At 59.4% G+C, this 23,786-nt stretch carries 19 protein-coding genes, 2 tRNA genes and 4 pseudogenes; 5 read left to right on the forward strand and 20 right to left on the reverse strand.

Annotated features, from left to right (window positions below):
* Nucleotides 1-51: 51 nt before the first annotated feature.
* The 15 genes and pseudogenes from OMP38_RS04600 to OMP38_RS04670 form a co-directional block, all read right to left on the reverse strand.
* Nucleotides 52-189, reverse strand: a complete 138-nt coding sequence (locus OMP38_RS04600; RefSeq protein ID WP_277564070.1) for a hypothetical protein — start codon at nucleotides 187-189, stop codon at nucleotides 52-54.
* Between the two features lie 13 nt (nucleotides 190-202).
* Nucleotides 203-730: a precorrin-2 dehydrogenase/sirohydrochlorin ferrochelatase family protein gene (locus OMP38_RS04605; protein ID WP_277564071.1), complete on the reverse strand. Its 528-nt coding sequence runs from the start codon at nucleotides 728-730 to the stop codon at nucleotides 203-205.
* A 15-nt stretch (nucleotides 731-745) separates the two neighbouring features.
* Complete coding sequence (ccsA, locus tag OMP38_RS04610; protein WP_277564072.1) at nucleotides 746-1,567, reverse strand: cytochrome c biogenesis protein CcsA; 822 nt, start codon at nucleotides 1,565-1,567, stop codon at nucleotides 746-748.
* A gap of 49 nt (nucleotides 1,568-1,616) precedes the next feature.
* Nucleotides 1,617-3,023, reverse strand: a complete 1,407-nt coding sequence (hemA, locus tag OMP38_RS04615; RefSeq protein ID WP_277564073.1) for a glutamyl-tRNA reductase — start codon at nucleotides 3,021-3,023, stop codon at nucleotides 1,617-1,619.
* A gap of 285 nt (nucleotides 3,024-3,308) precedes the next feature.
* Nucleotides 3,309-3,707: an adenosylmethionine decarboxylase gene (gene speD / locus OMP38_RS04620; protein WP_090115573.1), complete on the reverse strand. Its 399-nt coding sequence runs from the start codon at nucleotides 3,705-3,707 to the stop codon at nucleotides 3,309-3,311.
* 291 nt (nucleotides 3,708-3,998) lie between these two features.
* Complete coding sequence (locus tag OMP38_RS04625; protein WP_277564074.1) at nucleotides 3,999-4,268, reverse strand: hypothetical protein; 270 nt, start codon at nucleotides 4,266-4,268, stop codon at nucleotides 3,999-4,001.
* A 475-nt stretch (nucleotides 4,269-4,743) separates the two neighbouring features.
* Entirely contained in the window at nucleotides 4,744-5,388 is a 645-nt protein-coding gene (yihA, locus tag OMP38_RS04630) for a ribosome biogenesis GTP-binding protein YihA/YsxC (RefSeq protein ID WP_277564075.1), read from the reverse strand.
* Complete coding sequence (gene lon, locus OMP38_RS04635) at nucleotides 5,385-7,832, reverse strand: endopeptidase La (RefSeq protein ID WP_277564076.1); 2,448 nt, start codon at nucleotides 7,830-7,832, stop codon at nucleotides 5,385-5,387. The genes yihA and lon overlap by 4 nt, the downstream gene beginning before the upstream one ends.
* A gap of 174 nt (nucleotides 7,833-8,006) precedes the next feature.
* Complete coding sequence (gene lonB / locus OMP38_RS04640; protein ID WP_277564077.1) at nucleotides 8,007-9,797, reverse strand: ATP-dependent protease LonB; 1,791 nt, start codon at nucleotides 9,795-9,797, stop codon at nucleotides 8,007-8,009.
* A gap of 205 nt (nucleotides 9,798-10,002) precedes the next feature.
* A complete protein-coding gene (locus OMP38_RS04645; RefSeq protein WP_277564078.1) occupies nucleotides 10,003-10,356 on the reverse strand; it encodes a four-helix bundle copper-binding protein in 354 nt (117 codons plus the stop codon).
* A 193-nt stretch (nucleotides 10,357-10,549) separates the two neighbouring features.
* A pseudogene (ispG, locus tag OMP38_RS04650) lies at nucleotides 10,550-11,684 on the reverse strand (flavodoxin-dependent (E)-4-hydroxy-3-methylbut-2-enyl-diphosphate synthase).
* 93 nt (nucleotides 11,685-11,777) lie between these two features.
* Nucleotides 11,778-13,034, reverse strand: a complete 1,257-nt coding sequence (clpX, locus tag OMP38_RS04655) for an ATP-dependent protease ATP-binding subunit ClpX (RefSeq protein WP_217597306.1) — start codon at nucleotides 13,032-13,034, stop codon at nucleotides 11,778-11,780.
* An 11-nt stretch (nucleotides 13,035-13,045) separates the two neighbouring features.
* Nucleotides 13,046-13,636: an ATP-dependent Clp endopeptidase proteolytic subunit ClpP gene (gene clpP, locus OMP38_RS04660; protein WP_090115565.1), complete on the reverse strand. Its 591-nt coding sequence runs from the start codon at nucleotides 13,634-13,636 to the stop codon at nucleotides 13,046-13,048.
* Nucleotides 13,637-13,835: 199 nt separating this feature from the next.
* Nucleotides 13,836-15,125, reverse strand: a complete 1,290-nt coding sequence (tig, locus tag OMP38_RS04665) for a trigger factor (RefSeq protein WP_277564079.1) — start codon at nucleotides 15,123-15,125, stop codon at nucleotides 13,836-13,838.
* Nucleotides 15,126-15,235: 110 nt separating this feature from the next.
* Nucleotides 15,236-16,150: a HEAT repeat domain-containing protein gene (locus OMP38_RS04670; RefSeq protein ID WP_277564080.1), complete on the reverse strand. Its 915-nt coding sequence runs from the start codon at nucleotides 16,148-16,150 to the stop codon at nucleotides 15,236-15,238.
* Between the two features lie 140 nt (nucleotides 16,151-16,290).
* Between OMP38_RS04670 and OMP38_RS04675 the strand changes: the two genes are divergently transcribed.
* The 3 genes from OMP38_RS04675 to OMP38_RS04685 all read left to right on the forward strand — a co-directional run bounded on the left by OMP38_RS04675 (nucleotide 16,291) and on the right by OMP38_RS04685 (nucleotide 17,165).
* A tRNA-Gly gene (locus OMP38_RS04675) sits at nucleotides 16,291-16,364 on the forward strand.
* Nucleotides 16,365-16,450: 86 nt separating this feature from the next.
* Nucleotides 16,451-17,041 (forward strand): GNAT family N-acetyltransferase, encoded by a 591-nt coding sequence (locus tag OMP38_RS04680; RefSeq protein WP_277564081.1) that lies wholly within the window; start codon nucleotides 16,451-16,453, stop codon nucleotides 17,039-17,041.
* Nucleotides 17,042-17,091: 50 nt separating this feature from the next.
* Nucleotides 17,092-17,165: transfer RNA gene (locus tag OMP38_RS04685), tRNA-Arg, on the forward strand.
* 207 nt (nucleotides 17,166-17,372) lie between these two features.
* On the opposite strand, the pseudogene OMP38_RS04690 reads toward OMP38_RS04685, so the two are convergent.
* Nucleotides 17,373-17,962: pseudogene (locus OMP38_RS04690) on the reverse strand (thymidine kinase).
* Nucleotides 17,963-18,091: 129 nt separating this feature from the next.
* Between OMP38_RS04690 and OMP38_RS04695 the strand changes: the two are divergent.
* Entirely contained in the window at nucleotides 18,092-18,520 is a 429-nt protein-coding gene (locus OMP38_RS04695; protein ID WP_277564082.1) for an EamA family transporter, read from the forward strand.
* A gap of 251 nt (nucleotides 18,521-18,771) precedes the next feature.
* Here the strand turns inward: OMP38_RS04695 and OMP38_RS04700 are convergent.
* The 3 genes and pseudogenes from OMP38_RS04700 to OMP38_RS04710 all read right to left on the reverse strand — a co-directional run.
* Nucleotides 18,772-19,476, reverse strand: a pseudogene (locus tag OMP38_RS04700) (DUF4850 domain-containing protein); the annotation flags it as partial.
* An 87-nt stretch (nucleotides 19,477-19,563) separates the two neighbouring features.
* A complete protein-coding gene (locus tag OMP38_RS04705) occupies nucleotides 19,564-19,698 on the reverse strand; it encodes a hypothetical protein (RefSeq protein WP_255374446.1) in 135 nt (44 codons plus the stop codon).
* Between the two features lie 38 nt (nucleotides 19,699-19,736).
* Nucleotides 19,737-20,087, reverse strand: a complete 351-nt coding sequence (locus tag OMP38_RS04710) for a hypothetical protein (RefSeq protein WP_277564083.1) — start codon at nucleotides 20,085-20,087, stop codon at nucleotides 19,737-19,739.
* A gap of 150 nt (nucleotides 20,088-20,237) precedes the next feature.
* Between OMP38_RS04710 and asnB the strand changes: the two are divergent.
* A pseudogene (asnB, locus tag OMP38_RS04715) lies at nucleotides 20,238-22,092 on the forward strand (asparagine synthase (glutamine-hydrolyzing)).
* A gap of 425 nt (nucleotides 22,093-22,517) precedes the next feature.
* Here asnB and OMP38_RS04720 read toward each other — a convergent pair.
* Nucleotides 22,518-23,720, reverse strand: a complete 1,203-nt coding sequence (locus tag OMP38_RS04720) for an IS256 family transposase (RefSeq protein ID WP_277564084.1) — start codon at nucleotides 23,718-23,720, stop codon at nucleotides 22,518-22,520.
* Nucleotides 23,721-23,786 lie beyond the last annotated feature (66 nt).

Genomic DNA, 23,786 nt, shown 5'->3' on the forward strand with positions numbered 1-23,786 from the left:
ATATTCCGCCGCCGAGCCCAAACGGCGCCCGGTTGGCGTCGATTGAGATTGCTAGTCGGCATCCTCGGCATCCTTGGCATCCTTGGCATCCGCCCATTCGCGCAACATCGCGACCAGCTCCTTCGCCTCGGGCAGTTCTGCCATCGACAACCAGGCTTCGACTGCACGATCCGATACAGCCGCATTCATGAGCCTGCGCCGTTCAGGCGCCTCGTCGACCTCCGCCAGCACGCGCCGCCGCAGGATGCCCAGCCTTCGTGTCAGCTCGGCATATTCGGGCCCGTATCGCTCTCTCAATTCGCTCGCGATGCGGGCTGACCAAGCCGGTCCGGCGCCAGAGGTGCCGACGGTCAACAGCAACCCGCCTCTGCGGACTACGGCAGGCACGATAAAGCTCCCCCCGCGAGCCGTCGGAGGCGGAGTTGGCCGGGATGCCGCGCCGCTTCGCCTCGTCGCAGATCCAGCCGTTCAATTCGTCGGCACCGGTTGCCGCTATAACAAGCGCGGCGCCCTCAAGATCGTCCGGCGAGAACGGCTTCGGCAAGTGACGGATCGCCCCGGCTTCCTTCCACTCTCGCAGCCTGGCCGAGACGATCTCGGGACAGACGAGCACCACGTCCGCGCCCGCCTCCAGCAAACCGCCCGTCCTGCGCTCGCCGACGGCGCCGCCGCCTACCACTATGCATCTGCTGTGCTCTACGGATATCATGATCGGATAATAGCGCTGCATGCCTTATTCTCCTTTTTATAACCAATGATGAAAGGATGAGAGCGAATTCGCGAAAAAATCCAATACGAGCAGGACATAGCCGACCAAATTCCATATCGCGCAGCGTCCCGCATCGTCCCTTCCAATCCACCTGCGCAGCAGATAGAAAATATAAACGGCGCCCGCGACGAACGACAGAAGCACCTTTTCGTCCAGCAGCTTGGCATAGTGACCGTCGACGAGCAACGCGGCCGTGCCAGTGGACAGCGCCAGAAGCAGCAGCGGCACGCCAAACAGACCGGATCGGAACGCATACTTGTCGATCGCTTCTAAGCTCGGCATGCGATTCATCACGCTGCCCCATTTCTTCTTTTTTAACCTGTAATTCAAAAAAAGGTACATCGCGCCGCACACCGCGGAAACGGTAAGAAGGGCGAATGCGACCGTAATCAGGCTTACGTGGAGGACGAGCAGCCGCCTCGACACCTCCGACGGAGCCAAAGCGATCTCCCGGCCGGAGCGTTCCATCAGATTAAGGCCGAGCACCGCGAAGCCCACGACGTTTACGAGCAGCACGAGCAGCTCCGCGCGGACGATCCGGTTCACGGCGAACGACGCGGAGACGAGCAGCCACGAAACGAAAAAGACGTAGTCGTGCAGCGTCACCTCCGGAACCGCGAAGCGGCGCACGAGCAAATCCCCGAGAAAGCCCGTCTGCAGCACCCAGACAAAAACAAGCAGCCCTGTGCCGATCCGTTTCCCGTTGCGATTGCCGTAGGCGGCATCCGACACGAAAAACAGTAGACTCAGGGCGTAAATATACATAATGGCGTCCGTCAGCCAATTGTTCGTTAACATGAAGCACCGCCTCCGGCTTCTCTCGAATCCGGCCAGGCCGGCGATCCGGTCAGCGAAGCGCGCCGGCCAGCTGAGCCAGGAATGATTGAGGCTCCGCGGAGGCGGCTTGCTTGTCGGGCGCGGCAGCAGCGGCTAAGCCGGCTGCGCGAGCCTTCTCCGCCTCCTTCGCCTCGTTCTTGAGGCGAGCGACTTCCTCCTCGAGCGCGAAGAGCTGCACGAACAAGTCCAGCGATGCCTCGCTGCGCTTCTCCGCTGCCAGCTCTTTGACCCGTAGGATCGGGTCGTGGATCATCTGCGTCAGCATGCTCTTGGTCAGCTTGCGGATCACTTTGACTTGCCGCTCGTCCAGCTCGGGCAGCTTGCGAAGCAGGCTGTCCAACGTCTCCTCGTGGATCGCCGCAGCCTTCTCCTGCAGTCCCCGGATCAGCGGGCTGACCCCGAGGGTGGCATACCATTGCCGGTAGGACTCCATCTCGGCGTCGATCATGACGTCGATGACAGCCGTCTCCTGCCTGCGCTTCTCCAGGTTGCTCTCGACGATGCCTTCAAGATCGTCGATGTCGTACAGATACACGCCCGGCAATTCGCCGCAGGCGGGATCGATGTCTCTCGGGACCGCGATATCGATCAGGAACAGCGGTCTCTTCTTGCGGCTCTTCATCGCGCGCGCGACGACGTCCCGCTCCAGCACGAACCGCTGCGCCCCGGTGCTGCTGATGACGATGTCGGCCTCGTCGAGCCGGCTAAGGGCTTCGTCCATCGCCATCGCCTTGCCGCCCATCTTGTCCGCAAGCTCTTCCGCGCGCGAGAGCGTGCGGTTCACGACATACACTTCCTTGGCGCCGCCGGCGGTCAGATGCTGCGCGGTAAGCTCGCTCATCTTGCCCGCGCCGAGGATCATAATCTTCTTGTCGTCGAAGCGGCCGAAAATCCGCTTGCCGAGCTCCACCGCAGCGTAGCTGACGGATACGGCGCTCTCGCCGATCGACGTCTCGGTATGCGCGCGCTTGGCGACCGTGATCGCCTGCTGGAACAGACGGTTGAACAGCGTACCCGTCGCCTTGCGTTCGCGCGCGAGGAAGAAGGCGTCCCGGACCTGTCCGAGAATCTGCGTCTCGCCGATCACCATCGAATCGAGGCCGCAAGCGACGCGGAACAAATGGCGATTAGCCAGATCGTCCTCGTACATATAGAGGTGGCGGTTGAACATCTCGCGGGGCAGGTTGAACCACTGCTCCATAAAAGAGCGGATATAATGCCCGCACAGCGTATGGCGGTCGACGACCGCATACAGCTCGGTGCGATTGCAGGTGGCGACGATGACGCATTCCAAAATGCCCGTCGTCGCTTTCAGCGCGTCCAGCGCCTGCGGCAGTTCCTCGTCCGGAATCGCGAAGCGTTCCCGGACTTCTACCGGTGCGGTTTTGTAGTTCAAACCGACGACTATGAGATGCACGGGACTTCACCTGCCTTTTCCTGAGGTCTGGATGCCGATCATGCGGAGCAAGCGCGTCCGGCTCGCCCGCCAACTAGGACTTATTATAGCATAGCCAGGCGTGCCGGCCCTGAAGATTTGATGAATATTTTGCGACATACGGTCGAATCCCATATTTCCTATTGTCGTCGTCGGAGCCTCATTCTATTCTTGCCGCCCTATAAACTGCGGATCGCATTTAAAAAGCCATGGGGACGCGGCCCCATGGCTAACATGCATCATCATCGTCTGTAGGCTCTTCTACTCTTACACGAGTTCGGCTTGTTTGATAGCAGGCTCTTCGACCTGCATCTCGCCGACGCCGCGAATGAGCTTCTTCGCGTAGGTATTCTTCGGCTTGAGTACGTTAACCATGTAGTCGATCGCGAGCTGCGGATCGACCGTCTCGCCGCATGTGTAGCAGTCGATCGCGGCAAAACCCCGCTCAGGATACGTGTGAATGGAGAGATGGCTCTCCGACAGCATGACGAGAACCGTCGCGCCCTGCGGCTCGAATTGTTTGGCTTGAACCGAGAGAACGGTTGCTCCGCAAGCTTCGGCTGCCTCCACCATGTGCGATTGGAGAAGTTCAGCGCTGTTCAGAAGATCGAAATCGACCCCCCAGGTATCAACCGCAACGTGCCGTCCGAAAGTAGAGTATTCCACTGTTCGGTTCCCCCCTTCCTAGGAATAAAATGTGAAGCTGATTTCATCCGCTAGGACCTACGTCATTCACTTCTCGAGGGAATCTGCAAAACAATCGCATTCCATTCCTGAGTGAATCCTGGTTCCTATTGTTTTGTCAACGAAACTAAAAATAACATCTATCGGGGTGAATTGCAACTCTTTTTTTTAAGCAAAATATCCCGTTTCCGAGCCGACGAGACCATAGGACGCCATAATAAAAAAACCCGCCTTTGCAGAAGGCAGGTTCTTCACGGGATTCGTATAGGTAGATTAAGCTTCAAGCGCGAAAAGCAATCGGCTATGATGCCTCAGTCGCTCGTCGATCTCCGCGATGCGGACTGCATCCGTAATCGTATTGCGAAGATCGAGCAATTCGTTGACGGCGCCGCGAACGATCGCGATCTCTTCCTCGACCGCGCACAGCTTGTAACGGGACTCCATCGCAGACAAGGCGCTCTCGTGCTCGAAAACGGTGCGGACGGCGTCGCCCTTGCATTCGACGATGCGTACGACCTTGCCGCCTAAGTAATGATAAACCATCGTAAATCCGGGATAAATACGGTTGACGACGGCATCCCCCCTTGAACGAGGATACCATCTTGCGCAGCGCGTCGGTAAGACCGGGCTGGACGACTCTGCAGGATAAGGAGCAACGGTAACGGCCGCCGCGACGCTCGAACGTCAAGCGGATCGACTCGCCGCCAGCTTCGTCTTCTAGAACCATTTCTTGGTTGCCGTTCTCCAGCACGAAAATCTGCTGGCGCAGCTGCTGCGTTCCGCATAGGGAGGTTAAGCTTCGCATCTCGGCTTCTGTCAATGTCAGACTGGCGTTTACATACTCTGTGGCTACCCGCTTAGCCATAAAAATCTCCTCAATTCCATTTTGTTCACGAAGGTGATGATTCCTTGCCTTTTTAATTATACGACATCCGGCTCGATCTTATCTTCCGAAGAAAACCCGATTTAGCCGAAAAAAGCCGTAAAAATCGATTCCTCCCGGCATTGAACCGTACAATTAACCGTTATCCTCGGTTTCCTGCCGTTCATGCTGCGATTCAGGAGGGGAAGCAACGGGAATATCAGCGGCGTGGGCGATAATGTTCCATAAATCATCTCTACCCTCTCCGGTCTCCGATGAAAACAAAACGAGCGGCGCGCCCTTCGGCATGCCGAGCGTCTCCCGCATGATGCGCCCATGCTTCGCGACCTGGTTACGCGAGAGCTTGTCGGCTTTGGTGCCGACGACGCACAGCGGAATGTCGTAATGGGACAGCCACTCGTACATGGAAATATCGAGCGCGGTGGGCGGATGCCGCAGATCGATCAGCTGGATCACGAGCCTGAGCTCCTCCCGCTGACGCAAATAGTTCTCGATCATCCGGCCCCATGCCTCTCGCTCGGACTTGGACACTTTGGCGTAGCCGTAGCCCGGCACGTCCACGAAATACATTTGTTCATTGATCTTGTAGTAGTTCAATTGCTGGGTCTTGCCGGGCTGCGAGCTCGTGCGGGCCAGATTGCGCCGGAGCAGCATGCGGTTGATCAGCGAAGACTTGCCGACGTTGGAACGGCCTGCCAGAGCGATCTCCGGCAAGCCGTCAACGGGATATTGCTTAGGTCCTACTGCGCTGATAATAAATTCGCTGGACTTGATCTTCATATGAAGCGGTACACTCCCGTCAATGCGTCCCCATCGGGGGGAAGCTCTTCCCTATCGCCCTCGCGCGGCATCGCGACTTCAGCCGTGATCGGCTCATCCCCGCTGGGCAAGTCGCTCAGCTTGGTCGCCATCGCGTGCTCGAGCACTTCGTCCATATGCGCCACCGGGATAAAGGTCATCTCGCTGCGCACGCTGTCCGGAATGTCGCGAAGGTCGCGCTCGTTGTCCTTCGGCAGCAGCACCGTCTTGATGCCAGCCCTGTGGGCGGCGAGCGACTTTTCCTTCAGTCCGCCGATCGGCAGCACGCGGCCGCGGAGCGTGATCTCGCCCGTCATAGCGACCTCGCGGTTCACCGGCCGGTTCGTGAGCGCGGAGATCAACGCCGTGGCGATCGTAATGCCCGCCGACGGACCGTCCTTCGGAATCGCGCCTTCGGGAATATGAATGTGAATATCGTTTTTCTCATGGAACTGCGGATCGATGCCGAGGGCGATCGACCGGCTGCGCGTGTAGCTGAACGCGGCCTGCGCCGACTCCTTCATCACGTCGCCGAGCTTGCCGGTCAGCGTCAGCTTGCCCGAGCCGGGCATTACCGTCACCTCGATGACGAGCGTGTCTCCGCCCACTTCCGTCCAGGCCAGGCCCGTAACGGCTCCGATCTGGTCCTCTAGTTCTGCCATTCCGTAGCGGAACTTGGCCGGGCCGAGAAACTCCTTGAGCTTCGCTGCGTCTACCACGACGGACTTGACTTCTGAATCGCCTACGATGATCTTGGCCGCCTTGCGGCAGATCGCGGCGAGCTGCTGCTCCAGGTTGCGCACGCCCGATTCGCGCGTGTAACCCCGTACGAGCTGCATCAGCACCTCCTCGTCGATCCGAAGCTGATCCTCCTCGAGACCATGATCGCGCTTCTGCTTCGGCAGCAGGTGATGCTTCGCGATCTCGAGCTTCTCCAGCTCGGTATAGCCCGGAATGTAGAGAACCTCCATCCGGTCGAGCAGCGGACGCGGAATCTGGTGGGCGACGTTGGCCGTCGTCACGAACATGACGTTGGACAGGTCGAACGGCGTCTCGATGTAGTGGTCGCTGAACGTCGCGTTCTGCTCCGGATCGAGCACCTCGAGCATCGCGGACGACGGATCGCCGCGGAAGTCGCTCGCCATCTTGTCGATCTCGTCGAGCAGGAATACCGGGTTCATCGAGCCTGCGGTACGCATGCCCTGAATGATGCGGCCCGGCATCGCGCCGACGTAAGTGCGCCGGTGTCCGCGGATCTCGGCTTCGTCGCGCACGCCGCCGAGCGAGATGCGCACGAACTCGCGGCCGAGCGAAGCGGCGATCGAGCGGCCGAGCGACGTCTTGCCGACGCCGGGCGGCCCGACGAGGCAGAGGATCGGTCCCTTCAGCTTCTTGACGAGCTGCTGAACGGCCAGATACTCCAGCACGCGCTCCTTCGGCTTCTCGAGGCCGGAATGCGCTTCGTCCAGTATCTGCTCGGCCTTCGAAAGATCCAGGTGGTCCTCCGTGAAATGGTTCCACGGAAGGGCAAGCAGCCATTCGATATAATTACGGATGACGGCGCCTTCCGCGGACGAGGCCGGCATCTTTTCGAGACGGTCGATTTCCTTTTCCACCTTGGCGGCGATCTTCTCCGGCAGCTTCTTCTCCTCAAGTTGGCTCCGCAGCTCCTCGACTTCGCCTGCCCGGCCTTCCTTCTCGCCGAGTTCCTTTTGAATCGCCTTCATCTGCTCGCGCAAATAGTATTCCTTTTGCGTCTTCTCCATCTGCTTCTTCACGCGCTGGCTGATCTTGCGTTCGAGCTCCAGCACCTCGCGCTCGTTGTTCAGGAAGTCGAGGAGCTTCTCCAGCCGGCTGCGCACTTCGACCGTCTCGAGAATCTCCTGCTTGTCCTTGATCTTAAGCGACAGATGGCTAGTGATGACGTCGGCCAGGCGGCCAGGCTCGTCGATGTCGGACACGGCGGCGAGCGTCTCCGGCGTGACCTTCTTGGAGAGATTGATATAATGCTCGAACTGGCTTAATACCGCGCGCATGAGCGCATCCAGTTCGGAATCGTTCGAATCCGGCTCCGGGAGCTCCCGGGCGACGACTTCATAGAAGCCGTCATTGGGCAAATACTGTTCAATCTCCGCGCGGACGACGCCTTCGACCAGCACGCGAATCGTGCCGTTCGGCAGCTTCAGCATCTGCCGGACCTTGGCGATCGTGCCGACGCGGTAAATGTCCTCCTGCGTCGGTTCTTCGATATTGATCTCCGACTGGGAGCATAGCAGAATCATGTGGTCGTCGATCATGCATTGCTCGAGCGCCTTGATCGACTTCTCGCGGCCTACGTCCAGATGCAGCACCATGCTGGGGTAGACGAGCAGCCCGCGTAGAGGGAGCAAAGGCAATGAACGGCTCTTCGTCTTGTTCGAAGCCATAAGGACGGCACCTCCTCAAGCCTAGCCGCAAGCGGCGTGGCCCGGTATGGTTAGGGTCGCCATTAGCCGGCGGCTAACCCTTCAGTCATTGTATCAAAAGAAATTGCGCGCCGCAAAAAACACAGCGGCGCCGTCCGAAGGACGGCGCTCGTACCGGCAGTCGGAACAAACAGTTTAAACGCTTGAGCCCGGCGCGGGGCGGCCGTCTCCGTGAAGCGGAGCGCGAACGCTCTCGGACGGATTCGGCGAAGCGGGCGATCCGGCGTGAAGGATCGATAGGGGAGCCGCCGCCGTGTACCCGTCGGCCGGCATCGGCCGATCCGCGGTCTCAAGTTCGCCCGGCAGACGGAGCGGCGCCGGACCGAACACGCGAACGAACACTTCCTCCACCGTTTCGACCGGAACGACTTTGACGCCTTGCAGCCCTTCGAAAATCGCCTGCCAGTTTTCTTTCGGAATGAGCACCGTGTCCGCGCCGGATTGGAAAGCCGCCTCGACCTTCGCGAGCACGCCCCCGACCGGCTTCACGCGGCCGTGGATGCTGATCTCCCCCGTCAGCGCGAGCTTGTTGTCGATAGGCTGGCCCGTGATCGCGGAAGCGATCGCGACAGCCATCGCGATTCCGGCCGACGGCCCGTCGATCGGCGTCCCGCCGGGGAAGTTGATATGAAGGTCGTAATTTTCCGGCCTGAGACCGAAGGCGCGAAGCACCGTCAGCACGTTCTCGACCGATCCCTTCGCCATGCTCTTGCGACGCAGCGTGCGCTGCCCGCCGCCGATCTCTTCCTCCTCAACCACGCCCGTGATCGTATAGACGCCCTTGCCCGGCATCGCCGGGATCGCCGTCACCTCGATCTCGAGCAGCGCGCCCATGCTCGGCCCGAACACCGCCAGGCCGTTCACGAAACCCACCGCGGGCTTGTCGGGTACCTTGCGGTCCGGTCGCGGCGGCAGCTGGCTGCTGTTCACGACCCACTCGAGATCCGAGGCCGAGATGCGCTGGCGATTTTCCGACAAAGCCAGCCCCGCCGCCAGTTGGATCATATTCACGGCTTCGCGGCCGTTGGTCGCGTAATGCTTCACGACTTCGACGGCTTCCGGGTCGGCCGGCAGGCCGATCTTGGCAACCGCGTTCTGGGCGATCTCGCCGATCTCGGAGGGCAGCAGCGGCCGGAAGTAGATCTCCATGCAACGGCTGCGCAACGCCGGCGGCAGCTCGCTCGGCGATCGCGTCGTCGCGCCGACGAGCCTGAAGTCGGCAGGCAGCCCATTCTGGAAGATATCATGGATATAGAGCGGAATATTCGGATCCTCCGCGTGATAATAGGCGCTTTCGAGAAATACTTTGCGATCCTCAAGAACCTTAAGCAGCTTGTTGATCTGGATCGGGTGCAGCTCGCCGATCTCGTCGATGAACAGGATGCCGCCGTGCGCCTTCGTGACCGCGCCAGGCTTAGGCTGCGGAATGCCGGCCACGCCCATCGCGCCGGCGCCCTGATAGATCGGATCGTGAACCGAGCCGATCAGCGGATCGGCGATGCCGCGCTCGTCGAAGCGGGCGGTCGTCGCGTCGATCTCCGTGAACTTCGCTTCGAGCCTGAACGGCGACGAAGGATTTTTTTTGGCCTCCTCCAGCACGACGCGCGCCGCGGCCGTCTTGCCCACGCCGGGAGGCCCGTAGACGATGACGTGCTGCGGATTGCCGCTGCACAGCGCGGCCTTGAGCGCGCGGAGGCCTTCGCGTTGTCCGACGATATCGTTCATCGACACAGGACGCGTCTTTTCCGATAGCGGCTTCGTCAGCGAGATGGACCTCAGCTTGCGCAGCTTGTCCATCTCCTTGCGCGACTCCCGGTCGACGGCCGTCTTGTTCGTTTTTTGATTGCGAAGCAGATTCCAAAAGTAAATCCCGATTACGACGGCGAAAAAAACCTGTACGAGCATCAAAACGGTGCCCAGTGCCATATAACCTCATCCTCTCTACTAGCGTCGTGGATTCCACGTCCGTCCAACCGGCAAGCTGGCAGCATAATTTTTAGTATTGCCCGGTTGGAGGCGGATATAGTCATGCGAGGATGAGGTTGGCAGTCAGCGCGCAAATCGCGGCCAGCAGTCTAACAGGGGTGCGCGCATCGCGAACTGTCTAGGCTTAAGCATGCGCTGCTTCCGTTTAAAGCGCGCTCAGCTCGCGCGCCAGCTTCAGGCAAGACTCGGCGCACCTGAAGCAAGCTTCAGCGCAGCGCCTGCAATGCTCGTGTTCGTGCTTCGCGCATGCCTCTCCGCAGCGCTGGCACGCTTCCGCGCACAGCAGTGCGAGTTCTCCGCGATAGCTGCTTCGCATCGTCATCGCATGCGCCGTGAATGCGCACAGGTCCGCGCATTCCCGGTCGAGCCGGATACAGTCGCGCATTTTATCGATATGCGTTTCCCCAAGACATGCGTCGTAGCATTCATTGCAAGCTTTTACGCAAGCGAGGCAGTCTTCGATACAGGATTCCATGCTTTTGATTGTCGCTTCGGCCATGTTGATGCATTCCTCCTTATCGATACGAATTTAATGTTCCGCACCTCTTATTACCCAACAACCTTCCATTCGACCAGGAAACCTCCATTCAACCAGTCAACCAGGCCGCTTTTGCCGGCAACACGCAAAGAAGCCCCGCAGGCTGCGGGACTTCTTCTTCATGCCGCTAGCGGCGGCGCGTTCAAACGAATACTTAGACGGTGCCGGCCGCGACGCCGGGCTTCGGCGCATGCTGCTTGCGGCCCGGAATTTCGCCCGTCTCGGCGTATACGGCCGCGATATGGTCGATTTCCTTCTTAAGCTCGTCTACGAGCTCGGCCTCGGGGACCTTGCGGATCATCTCGCCGTAACGGAACAGCATGCCCTCGCCGCGGGCGCCCGCAATGCCGATATCGGCCTCGCGCGCTTCCCCCCGGACCGTTGACCGCACAGCCGAGCACGGATACCTTGATCGGCACCTTGAGCTTGGACAAGTACTCCTCGACCTCGTTGGCCACGGAGAACAGATCGATGTCCAGACGTCCGCATGTCGGACAAGAAATGAGCGTCGGCGCGTCGGTGATCAGACCGAACGTCTTGAGCAGCTCGCGCGCGACCTTGATCTCTTCGACCGGATCCGCGCTGAGCGAGATGCGCATCGTGTTGCCGATGCCGGCGTTCAGCAGAACGCCGAGACCCGCCGCGCTCTTGACGGTGCCGGAGAACAACGTACCCGCTTCGGTAATGCCGAGGTGAAGCGGATATTTGATCACCTGGGCCGCCTTCGTATACGCCTCGATCGCCATCGGAACGTCGGACGCCTTAAGAGAAACGATAATATCGTGAAAATCCAGTTCTTCGAGAATGCCGATGTGGAACAAGGCGCTCTCGACCATCGCTTCCGCGGTCGGATAGCCATACTTCTCGAGCAGATGGTTCTCCAGCGAGCCCGCGTTGACGCCGATCCGGATCGGGATTCCCCGCTCCTTGCACGCCTTAACCACCGCCTCGACCTTTTCCCGGCGCCCGATGTTGCCCGGGTTGATCCGGACTTTGTCGATGCCGTTCTCGATCGCGAGCAGCGCCAGCCTGTAGTCGAAGTGAATGTCGGCGACGAGCGGAATGCTGATCTGCTTTTTGATCTCCTTGATGGCGGCGGCCGCTTCCTTGTTGTTCACCGTCACGCGGACGATCTGGCAGCCGGCTTCCTCGAGACGCTTGATCTCGGCCACCGTGGCCGCGACGTCCGCCGTCTTCGTCGTGCACATGCTCTGCAGCACGACTTGATTGTTGCCGCCGATCGTCAGGTTGCCGACGCGGACCGGCACGGTATCCGTACGCAAATACATGGTTCAGTTCACCCCGTAAAGGCATAAGTCCACCCCGCCTCCGCACGGCGTTCGCGAGGGGGCGGGGTGGAACTTGAGCGGAATAGAGGCGCCTTAAGCGCTCTCTTCTTTTTTCTTCGTTTTCTTGTTCGTCAGTTCGGGCGCGATCTTGTCGCGCACGACCTTCTCCGTAATGACGCAGGAATTGACGTCGTCGCGGGACGGCACTTCGTACATCACCTCAAGCATGATGCCCTCGATGATGGCGCGCAGGCCGCGGGCGCCCGTATTGCGCTTGATCGCTTCGCGGGCGATCTCTTCAAGCGCGCCTTGCTCGAAGTCGAGCTTGACGTTGTCCATCTCGAGCAGCTTCTGGTATTGCTTGACCAGCGCGTTCTTCGGCTCGGACAGAATGCGCACCAGCGCGGCTTCGTCGAGCGGCTCGAGCGAAGAGATGACCGGCAGACGCCCGACGAATTCGGGGATCAGGCCGAACTTCAGCAGATCCTCCGGCTGTACGAGGGATAGATATTCGCCCGGCTTAAGCTCCTTCTGGCCTTCGAGGGCCGCGCTGAAGCCGATGACCTTTTTGCCGATCCGGCGCTTGATGATCTGCTCGAGGCCGTCGAATGCGCCGCCGCAAAGGAACAGAATGTTCGTCGTGTCGATCTGGATGAACTCCTGATGCGGGTGCTTGCGTCCGCCCTGCGGAGGCACGGATGCGACCGTACCCTCGAGAATTTTCAGCAGCGCCTGCTGCACGCCTTCGCCGGAAACGTCGCGGGTGATCGACGGGTTCTCTGACTTGCGGGCGACCTTGTCGATCTCGTCGATGTAGATAATGCCGCGTTCGGCCTTTTCCACGTCATAGTCCGCAGCTTGGATAAGCTTGAGCAAAATGTTTTCGACGTCTTCGCCCACGTAGCCGGCTTCCGTCAGGGAAGTGGCGTCGGCGATCGCGAACGGCACGTTCAAAATCTTGGCCATCGTCTGCGCCAGCAACGTCTTGCCCGAGCCCGTAGGGCCGACGAGCATGATGTTGCTCTTCTGCAGTTCGACGTCCTCGATCTTGCTTTGCGAGTTGATCCGCTTGTAGTGGTTGTACACGGCGACGGACAGCGACTTCTTGGCCTGCTCCTGGCCAATGACGTACTGGTCGAGAATATTGCGTATCTCGATCGGCTTCGGAATATCCTTGAGATCGAGTTCTTCTTCGTGTCCGAGCTCCTCTTCGACGATTTCCGTGCACAGCTCGATACACTCGTCGCATATATAGACGCCCGGTCCGGCTACCAGCTTGCGAACCTGATCCTGCGACTTGCCGCAGAAGGAACATTTCAGCTGGCCCTTCTCGTCGTTGAATTTAAACATGGAATCACTCCTTATACGTTGGTCGGAGAAGAGATGACCTTGTCGATCAGCCCGTAAGCCTGCGCTTCGTCCGCGCTCATGAAGTTGTCGCGGTCGGTGTCGCGCTCGATCTTCTCGTAAGGCTGTCCGGTCCGGTCCACGTAGATCTTGTTCAGCTTCTCCTTGGTCTTGACGATCCAGTCGGCGTGAATCTTGATATCGGAAGCCTGCCCCCGCACGCCGCCAAGCGGCTGATGAATCATGATCTCGCTGTTCGGGAGCGCGAAGCGCTTGCCTGGAGCTCCCGCCGTCAGCAGCAGTGACCCCATGCTCGCGGCCATGCCGACGCAGATCGTGCTCACCGGAGGCTTGATGTACTGCATCGTATCGTAAATACCCATGCCGGCCGTGACCGAACCGCCAGGGGAATTGATATAAAGATGGATGTCCTTCTCCGGGTCTTCTGCGGCGAGGAACAACAGCTGGGCCATGATGAGATTGGCGACATCGTCATCAATCGCACTGCCTAAAAATATGATTCTGTCCTTCAGCAATCGCGAGTAGATGTCATAAGACCGCTCTCCGCGGTTAGTCTGTTCAACGACCATAGGGACCAATGCCATACGCGCCAACCTCTTTTCTGAAATGGACTTCGCGATTCGGTAATATTCTAACATGTTCATACCCGAATGTCATGTCGGCGAAAAATGCGCGCGGTTCGGGCATATTCGGAGCATATGTAGGGTTAAAAATGAGGCACGCGATGATCACGTGCCTCATGATTATGAACCGGAAGCCGGCGACGCGCCGGTCTTGCGGCTATTATGCGGTCTTGCTGTTCTCCAGCAGGAACTTGACGGCTTTGCGAACCTTGAGGTCGGCGTTCAGCGTGTCGATGTAGCCGTTGGAGCCGAAGATCGTGCGGAGCTCGTCGGCAGAACGGTTGTACATCCTGGAGAGGTTGTCCAGCTCGGCGGACAGCTCGTCCTCGGAAATCTCCAGGTTCTCGGCGTTCGCGATCGCTTCGAGCACCAGGTTGTTGCGGACGCGCTTCTCGGCGTCGACGCGCATCTGGCCCTTCAGCGCCGCTTCGTCCTGGCCGCTGAACTGATAGTACAGATCCAGCGTCATGCCCTGCATGCGCAGACGGCTCTCGAAATCCTTCAGCATGCTGTCGATCTCGGACTCGATCATCGCTTCCGGGATCTCAAGCTCGGCGCCTTCGGCGGCCTTGTCGATCAAGGCGTTTTCCTTGGCGGCTTCGGCTTCTTTTTCCTTGCGTTCCTTCAGCTTGCTCGTCAGGTCCGCTTTGTATTCGTCGAACGTGTCGAACTCGCTGACGTCCTTCGCGAACTCGTCGTCCAGGGCGGGCAGGTTCTTGCGCTTGATCTCGTGGAGCTTCACCTTGAACACGACGTCCTTGCCGGCCAGGTTCTCGGCTTGGTAGTTCTCCGGGAACGTAACGTTGATGTCCTTGTCCTCGGCGATGTTCAGGCCGACGACTTGCTCTTCGAAGCCCGGGATGAAGGAGCCGGAGCCCAGCTCGAGCGAGTAGCGCTCGCCCTTGCCGCCTTCGAACGGTTCGCCGTCCAGGAAGCCTTCGAAGTCGATGATCGTGGTGTCGCCGTTTTGCGCGGGGCCTTCGTCGACGACGACGAGCTCGGCATGGCGGTTTTGCAGACGCTCGAGTTCGGCGTTGATTTCTTCATCCTTGACTTCGGTATCCGCAGCAGGCGCTTCAAGGCCTTTGTACTCGCCCAGCTTCACTTCAGGCTTAACGGTAACTTTAGCTTTGAAAATGAAGGACTGTCCCTTGCCGAACTGCTCGACGTCCACGTCCGGACGGTCTACCGGCACGATGCCCGTCTGTTCGACGGCTTCGCTGTATGCGCCGGGCAGCAGAATGTCGATCGCGTCTTGATACAGGCTCTCGATGCCGAAGCGGGATTCGAAGATGCCGCGCGGTACTTTGCCTTTGCGGAAGCCGGGTACGTTTACCTTTTGAACGACCTTCTTGAAGGCTTTGTCAAGCGCCTCGGCGACCTTCGCCTCGTCGATCTCGACCTCCAGAACGCCGACGTTCTTCTCTATTTTTTCCCATTTTGCTTGCATAATATTCAATCCCTCCGAAGACGTCTTGCCGCCCGATGCGGCCGATTGACATAAACCATTTTATTATAGAACAAGACTGGCAGCGAATTCAAGGCAAAAACGGGCGCGGATCAGACCGTGTCCGCCCCGTATGCCCTCAGCCAGCGCAGCGCCTGCTCGTAACGGAATCGCAGCTCGCCCGTGATGCCGTACTGTTCCCGCGTCGATTCGTCGCCGGTCTGTCCGTGGAGCTTCTCCTGCAGATGCTGGTGAAGTGCCGCGGCCCACAGATCCGATGCCCCGTCGTCCGCTTCCATCATCCACTTGAACACGTTGGAGCCGTAAGCGGCCTGCACGCATTCGCGCCACATCTCGTCCGCGAAGTAAGACAAGGCGGGATCGGACACCTCCGCCATCCGGCTTAGCCGTTCCGGCACCTCGAGCACCGCCTGCGGAAAGTCCTCGAACGAAAGCGGCGTCTCTTCGATCTCGAGCGCCAGCGCCTCGCCGTCCCGCAGCACGACCGCCGTGCCCTCGGCCCCGAACCTGCGCAGCAGCTGCAAAGCACGGAACTGCACGAGCGGATGGCGCTCGCGCTCGGACAACCATCGCCGCAGCGCCGCTTCGGCTTCGGGTCCGGGGAGATGCGTCATTTGGCCCAGCGCCAGCAACTGCTGCTCCGGATCCTCGTCGTCGAAAAGAATGGAAATGAGCCGCTGCAAATACGCCGGATCCTCTGCCGCCCGGTCCAGTACCCGCTGCCGCAAGACCGACTCCGCGTCCTCTTCTTCCTCCTCCGCACCGTCCGCCTCTTCTCCGGGAAGCCCCGTTGCAGTCGCCTCCGGGAATGCGGCCTCCAGCCAGCCGAGCAGCGCCTGCCACTCGGTATGATGCCGCTCCGCCTCTCCTCCGCACTTCAGCAGGAAGTCCAATAGGCCTTTGGCCTCCCCGTATCGCTCCGTCTCGAGCATGCGCGTCAATTGTATCTGATAGTAGTCCAAGGTCTTGGGAAACAAGACCAGATTGTCCCCGGTGAAGTCCGACACGCCGCGAACCCCTTCCTCCATCGCTGTCCGAGTGCTTGCTTGACCAGTCCGATTCACGAATTATATCACGAAGACGAAACAAATAAAAAAAGCCGCGCGTTGCCTTGAGCGGCCAAGCTATGCTATTATACTACTGCTAAGCGGGTGTAGTTCAATGGCAGAACGCCAGCTTCCCAAGCTTGAGGCGTGGGTTCGATTCCCATCACCCGCTCCAACCGCATAACCGACGAGTCTCTGTTGCCGCAGAGGCTTTTTTATTTCTCAGCGTAGAAAAAAATCGAAAATGGAGGGCCTTCGCGCATGCAAATCAGACCCGCAAGGCTTGCCGACGGCGCAGCGGCAGCCAGGCTCGTGCTGCTGGCCATCGAAGACATCGCCTTTAGGCTCACAGGCGAACGTACTGAGGCGGCCGTGCTCGCAAAGCTGGCCGAATACTACAGGACGCCGGGCAACCGGTTCAGCGCCGATCGTCATGCGCTGCTCATCGCCGACGGCGGCGAACCCGCCGGCACCTTCCTGTGCTACGGCGGCGATCAAGCGGACGCGCTCTACGCGCCGATCGCCGAGCGGCTTCGCGCTGAAGGATTCGGGGACGCCGTGCAGGACCGCGAAGCCGATGAAGACGAATATTATATCGATGCCGTCGCCGTTTTCCCGGCGTATCAAGGCCGCGGATTCGCCAAGGCGCTCATTCGCCATGCCGAGCTGGAAGCGGCCGCGCGGGGATACGCCGCGATCGCGTTGAACGTCGATATCGGAAAAGAGTACGCGCGCGCCCTGTACGCCCGGCTCGGGTTCGAGGAAGACAAGCGTATCCGCATTAACGGCCATCCGTACCGGCATATGCGCAAGGCGCTTCGCGTGTCTAGCGCGCACGCGGCAGAATTCTAAATTTGGGACTTGAGCGAAGCCTTGTCCCTGTGGTAATATAATCAAGCTGTGTCCCAATAGCTCAGCTGGATAGAGCACACGCCTTCTAAGCGTGCGGTCGGGGGTTCGAATCCCTCTTGGGACGTGTTTCATTTACGCAAGACTGACTTTGCTGATAATATCGTTCAAAACCCGCAAAGCCTTGATATCAAAGGCTTTGCGGGTTTTTTGTTACTAACGGCGAAGCTTCCGTTCCCCGTTCCGGTCGATCCGCTCGTGCAAAACAATAAAAATCCCCGCGCCTCGCGCACGAGACTCGGGGACTTCCATTTGCTCCGTCCAAACCATGCGTTCAGAGTCCGCCTTGGAACGTCTTGCGATAGCAGCTCCGGCACACCGGCTTATAATCGTCGTTGCCGCCGATCATAATCTGGTCGCCTTCGTTCACCGGCACGCCATTGACGGACCGGACCACCATCGTCGCCTTGCGGTCGCAGTGCCAGCAGATCGTTTTGATCTCTTCGATCTTGTCCGCGTTGACGAGCAGGTTGTAGCTGCCTTCGAACAGCTCGTTGCGAAAGTCGTTTTTGAGGCCGAACGCCATGACGGGAATGTCGAGCTCGTCGACGATCCACGTGAGCTCCAGCACCTGCCGCTTATTGAGAAACTGGGCTTCGTCCACGAGCACGCAGGAGATGCGCTGCCCGTCGCCGCTTTGCTCCCGCCGGACCCACTCGAACAGGTCGGTATCCGCGTCCACCGGGATCGCCGGGCGAGTCAGTCCGGTTCGCGATCCGACGAGATTGGCCCCGATACGGGTGTCGATGGCCGGGGTAAAAGAAGCACGCGCTTCCCTTGTTCTTCGTAATTGTGCGCCACTTTGATGATCTCGATCGATTTCCCGCTGTTCATTGTGCCATACTTGAAGTATAAATGTGCCAAGCCGTCTGCCTCCATGCTGCCATGTTCTAGCGTTCAATCGCTTCCTACTATTATAACACCGATCGCGCGCCGCGGTGACGGCGCAGGCTTTGCGAAGGACACACTCGTCTATGGAGGTTTTTCTGCAAAATGGGAATCTGGCTGATCTATGCATTGCTTTCCGCCGCGGCCGCCGCGCTCGTCGCCATCTTCGGGAAAGTCGGATTGCAAAATATCGATTCGAACGCGGCGACTGCCGTGCGCTCGGTCATTATGGCCGTCTTCATGCTCGGCGTCGTGGTCGTCCAGGGCAAGTGGAGCGAGATGGGCACGATCTGGGGACATAAGCGGGCATTAGGCTTCGTCGCGCTCAGCGGCGTGGCTGGCGCCGTATCCTGGATGTTTTATTTTCTTGCCCTCAAGTACGGCAAGGTCGCGCAGGTCGGGCCGGTCGACAAGCTCAGCGTGGTCATCGCGGCGATGCTCGCTTTTCTATTCCTCGGCGAAAAAATCACGCCGCTGAACGGGATCGGCATCGGGCTGATTACGGTCGGGGTTATCCTGACAGCGCTGAAGTAAGCAAGCCGCTCAACGTTCGCCGTACATCCATGTATAAAAAAGCGATCATCGTCTCGGCTACCGCTTGATCCGATTCGGCGTAACCCGTTCTGGCGCTCCGGAACAAGCTGCCGCCCTCGTGCTCTTCGTACGCCGCTCCAAGCACGCCGTATCCGCCATGCCCCTCCCCCTGGAGATTCCGTAAATTCGATCATGCGGTCCCCGACTCGTTTCGAGGTCAGGTATGCCTTCGGCGATTCGGCAGGAAACCCCTGCTCCTCCGCCCATTTCGCCAGCTTGGGAAAGTAAGCGCCGATATCGGCGATCGCGCAGCCTTGACAGCCGCCCGCCGTGTCGATCGTATCCAAAAATCGTCCCGGGTCCGCCGGATCTGCGGCGTGCAAGCCGAAAGAACCGTCCGCGCCCACGACGCCGCTGGCCATCCAGCCCTTGGGGGCCAGCATCATGAATCCGCGCTCGTCGTAGCCGAGATTCATCCAATAGACGGCGAGTTTCGAAGCCAGCTCCTTCGGTACTACGAACGCCTGCGCGGGCAGATCCGCCACGGGCAGAATCGACGTCGAGGATCCCTCGACGTCGACGCCGTACTCGGTCGGCACGCCGATCAGCGGCAGCGTGACGGCCGCTTTTCCGTCCGCGCCGCCAAAAGTTATCGTACGTGATTCGCTCGCATTGGGAGCTGCCGCGCGTTCCGCTGCTGTCGGGGCCGCTGACGCCGCCGCACTGGCTATCGCAGTCGGGCCGCCTTTCATCGATTCGTCCGAAGCAGGGTCGACCGCCGACGCATTTCCTGCCGTAGGCGTTCCCTGGACGATGACTGCGTCAGTGGCGACATTCCGCGCCTCCTCCGCCCCGTTCTTCGCGCCGCATGCGCCCAGCCAAGCCGGCGCCATGACGAACAGCGCGGCGATGACGATCCGCCGCGCTGCCGTATGTCTAAATGAGGTCTCGCGCATATCGCCAGGCTCCCTTATTTTTCCGTTTGGAAAATAAGACGAGACGACGGTCCGCCGAGTTGCACGACGCCGATGACGACTTTCCGATTATCGGTTGTGGGGCGACGCTGGCGCGTTTTGCGCCGGATGGTTGCCTTCCGTCGCCTTAATCACCGCTTCGGCGAATTCCTCGCCCCGCTCGGCGTAGCTGTTGCCTTTGTTCTTCTTCCTTTTGCCAGGCATGCAAGTCCCTCCTCCCGCATCTTAAGCTGACCGGCTTGTCAGACGAGCGCCTGCTCGAGCGCCTCCCGTACTTCGCCGATCGCGACGATCTGCCGGCCGAAGACGTGCCTGTCTTCTCCCGCCGCATGGTCAGGTCCGCTGAACAACTGCTCCGTCACGTCCTCGGTGGCGGCATAGACGGGAAGATCGACGACGCCGATGACGCCCGGCTCGAGATAGGAGTCCTCCTTCATGACGCGGACGAGCTGCAGCCTGCCGTCGTCTTCCTTGCGGAAGTAAGCCAACAGACGCGGCGCGCGCGCAAGGTCGGTATGCACCTCTACCTCGCCGTACAATTGCCTGCCCCTCGCCAGCACTCTTCGAAAAGCGGCGTGCCTCACCGTCAACATGGCCGCATCCTCTCCTTTCGGGCGCCCGTTCTTATATTTTCCGCAAGGACAGACATTTTACTCTGAATTCCGAATACACATCTTTTGATTGGTCCTGCCCCATTCATTAGGCAGCCAGGCAGATACCAGCGGGGGAGGTTGCGATAGGCCATGTGCGGAATAACAGGCTGGATCGATTGGAACCGGGACTTGACGCAACAGGCCGACGTGCTCGAGCGCATGACGGAAACGCTGGAGCTGCGCGGCCCCGACGCCTCGGGCACTTGGCTCTCCCGCCATTGCGCGTTCGGGCATCGGCGCTTGTCCGTCATGGATCCGGCGAACGGCGCGCAGCCGATGGTACGTCCGTCGAAAGAGGCGGAGGACCGCGACTGCGTCATCGTGTATAACGGAGAATTGTACAACGCGCCCGAGCTCAAAAGAGAGCTGCTCTCTCTCGGCTACGCGTTCAAGACGAGCTGCGATACGGAAGTGCTGCTGCAAGCTTACGTAGAGTGGGGCCCGGCCTGCGTGGAGCGGCTCAACGGCATCTTCGCGTTCGCCGTCTGGCATTCGCTCGAACAGACGCTGTTCGCCGCGCGCGACCGGCTTGGCGTCAAGCCGTTCTTCTACCGTCACGACGATGGCCGTCTGCTGTTCGGCTCGGAGCCGAAGGCCGTGCTGGCGCACCCGGACATAGAGCCGGAGATCGACGGCGAGGGACTCGCCGAGCTGTTCGTGCTCGGCCCCGCGAGGACGCCGGGCCACGGCATCTGGCGCGGACTGTCCGAGCTGAAGCCGGGCCAGACGCTCGCTTTCGACCGAAACGGCCTGCGCATCCGGACGTACTGGCAGCTCGAGAGCCGGGAGCACGAGGACGATGAAGCCGCGACGGCCGCGCGCATCGGCGAGCTGCTCGCGGATACGCTCGAGCGTCAGCTCGCCTCCGACGTGCCGGTGTGCACGCTGCTGTCCGGCGGGCTGGACTCCAGCGCCTTGACCGCCCTCGCTGTCGCCTATTACAATCGCACGGGACAAGGCAACGTCGACACATACTCGGTAGACTACGTCGACAACGACAAGCACTTCAAGGCGCACGCCTTCCAGCCGAACGCCGACGCGCCCTGGATCGAGCGGATGGTCGAGCATCTGCGCACGGTCCACCATCCGATCGCGTTCGATACGCCCGAGCTCGTCGAAGCGTTGGAAGCGGCGGTACGGGCCAAGGATTACCCGGGGATGGCGGATATCGACGCGTCTTTGTACTTGTTCTGCAGGGAGATTAAAAAGGGCGCGACCGTTGCCGTCTCCGGCGAAGCCGCGGACGAAGTGTTCGGCGGCTATCCTTGGTTCCACCGCAAGGAAGCGCTGGAAGCGAACACGTTCCCTTGGTCGCTGTCCGTGGATCTCCGGGAGAGCATCCTGTCGCCCGGCGTTCTCGAGACGGTCCGGCCGCGTGAATACGTGGCCGACCGCTACGCGCAGGCCGTGAGCGAGGTGCCGGCGCTGCCCGGCGAAAACGAGGAGCAGCGGCTCATGCGCCGCATGTCGTACCTGAACATCACCCGGTTCATGCCCACGCTGCTGGACCGCAAGGACCGGATGAGCATGGCCGCAGGGCTTGAAGTGCGGGTGCCTTACTGCGATCACCGCCTGGTCGATTACGTGTTCAACGTCCCGTGGAAAATCAAGCAGGCCGGCGACCGGGAGAAGGGCATTCTCCGCAAGTCGCTCGAAGGCGTACTGCCGCACGACGTGTTATACCGCAAAAAAGAGTCCTTATCCGAAGACGCATAATCCGAATTACTTGTCCGCGGTGAAAACGCGCCTGCTGGAACGTCTTGACGACGCGTCGTCTCCGCTGCTGCAGCTGATCGACGGGAAAAAGGTCCGCCAAATCGCCGAGACGGCGGATGCCAGCACGAACCTGCCCTGGTTCGGCCAGCTCATGAGCGGCCCGCAATTGTTCGCTTACCTGCTGCAGGTCGATTACTGGCTGCGATCGTACAAAGTCAGGCTTGTCTAGCAAATTTCTCAATAAAACGACTAAAAGGATGGAGCAGAATCCGATTCTGCTCCATCCTTTTGCGTTTTGATCGATGGCTGCCATATAGCCGGCCAGCAAGCGCGATCGCGCGAAGGCGGTTAACGGCCGACGTAGTCCTAACGGAGACTACTTGATACGCACAGGCAGCCAGGATGGCAGAAGTAGTCCTATCCAAGACTACTTTCACGCGCAGACTGCCTTGCAGGCTGAATTAGTCTTAACAGAGACTATTTTCGCGCACAGGCTGCCAGTATGGCAAAAGTAGTCCTATCCAAGACTACTTTCACGCGCAGACTGCCTTGCAGGCTGAATTAGTCTTAACGGAGACTATTTTCGCGCACAGGCTGCTAGTATGGGTCAAGTCCATATTTATGTGTAAAATCCTCGTCGACGAATTTTGTTGCTTACTTTTGATTCTTCGCACGCTCTTTCTGCCACGCATGGTACCTTGTCATGTCCATGAAGCGCTTGTTGCTCCATAATTCTTCGAGCTCCATGAGCACGGCACCGATTAATCGGATAACCGATTCACGGTTCGGAAAAATCTGTATAACCGATTCTCGCCGACGGATCTCCCGGTTGACTCGCTCCATGCCGTTCGAGGTCCGGATTCTTACCCGGTACTCTTCCGGGTATGCCAGTACCGCTGTGGCGTCGTCAAATCCTCGCTCCAGCGTCTCCATGGCCTTTGGCGCTTTCTCCTGGTACATCTCTTGCGTTTCTTCCAGCAGCCTTCTCGCGCTCTCCAGGTTCTGCGCTTCGAATATCGAGCGCAGAGCCGCCTTTATTTCGGATTGTAGTGCCTTCGGCGTGACATCTAGAATATTTCGCGTAAAATGCGTCTGACACCTTTGCCATGTCGCCCCTTGAAAGTGATGCTTAATCGCTTGGACAAGGCCGCCATGCGTGTCGCTGATGACCAGGTCTACGCCATGGAGTCCACGCTGCTTCAAGCCCTCAAAGAATGCACTCCAGCTCGCTTCGGACTCGGTATCGTCGATGGAAATTCCAAGCACCTCACGGTTACCGTGCTCGTTGATGCCGTAGCCGGTTAACACGCCACGGGAGCGCACCCGACCGTTCTCTCTAACTTTGACATACATGGCGTCCACAATGACAAACGGGTAGCTCTTTTCCTCCAAGGAACGCGTGCGCCAAGACTCCACCAGCGGATCCAACTGCTTACACAGCTCGCTCACTGTGGATTTCGAAAACGTTGTACCGCAAAGTTCCTCTGTAATCCGCTGAACCTTCCGCGTCGAGACGCCGTTCACGACCATCTCCATAAGGGATGTCACCAGCGCCTGCTCACTACGTTGATACCGGGCGAATAGCTCTGTGGAGAACTGGCCGTCTCGAAACCTCGGAACCTCCAGCTGCAGCTTGCCTACCCGTGTCGTTAATCCTCGCGCATAACTGCCGTTTCGCTGGCCTTGACGGGTTTGCGTACGCTCGTAAGGTTCGGCCTCCAGTTGATCTGTTGCTTGCGCCTTCAACACCTGGTTGAGCACCGTCTCCAGCAGCTTGGCCACTCCCTCGTCACGTGCCTGTCCAATAAACAATTGATGCAATAGTGCCTCGTCTAGTGTAATCTGATACTGAGCCATGAATAGCCCTCTCCCTTGAATGTTGTCTCGACAACTCCATTCTAGACGAGGTTCTATTTCATGGCT

It is taken from the genome of Cohnella ginsengisoli (assembly GCF_029525555.1).
In the GTDB taxonomy this organism is placed as follows: Bacteria; Bacillota; Bacilli; order Paenibacillales; family Paenibacillaceae; genus Cohnella; species Cohnella ginsengisoli.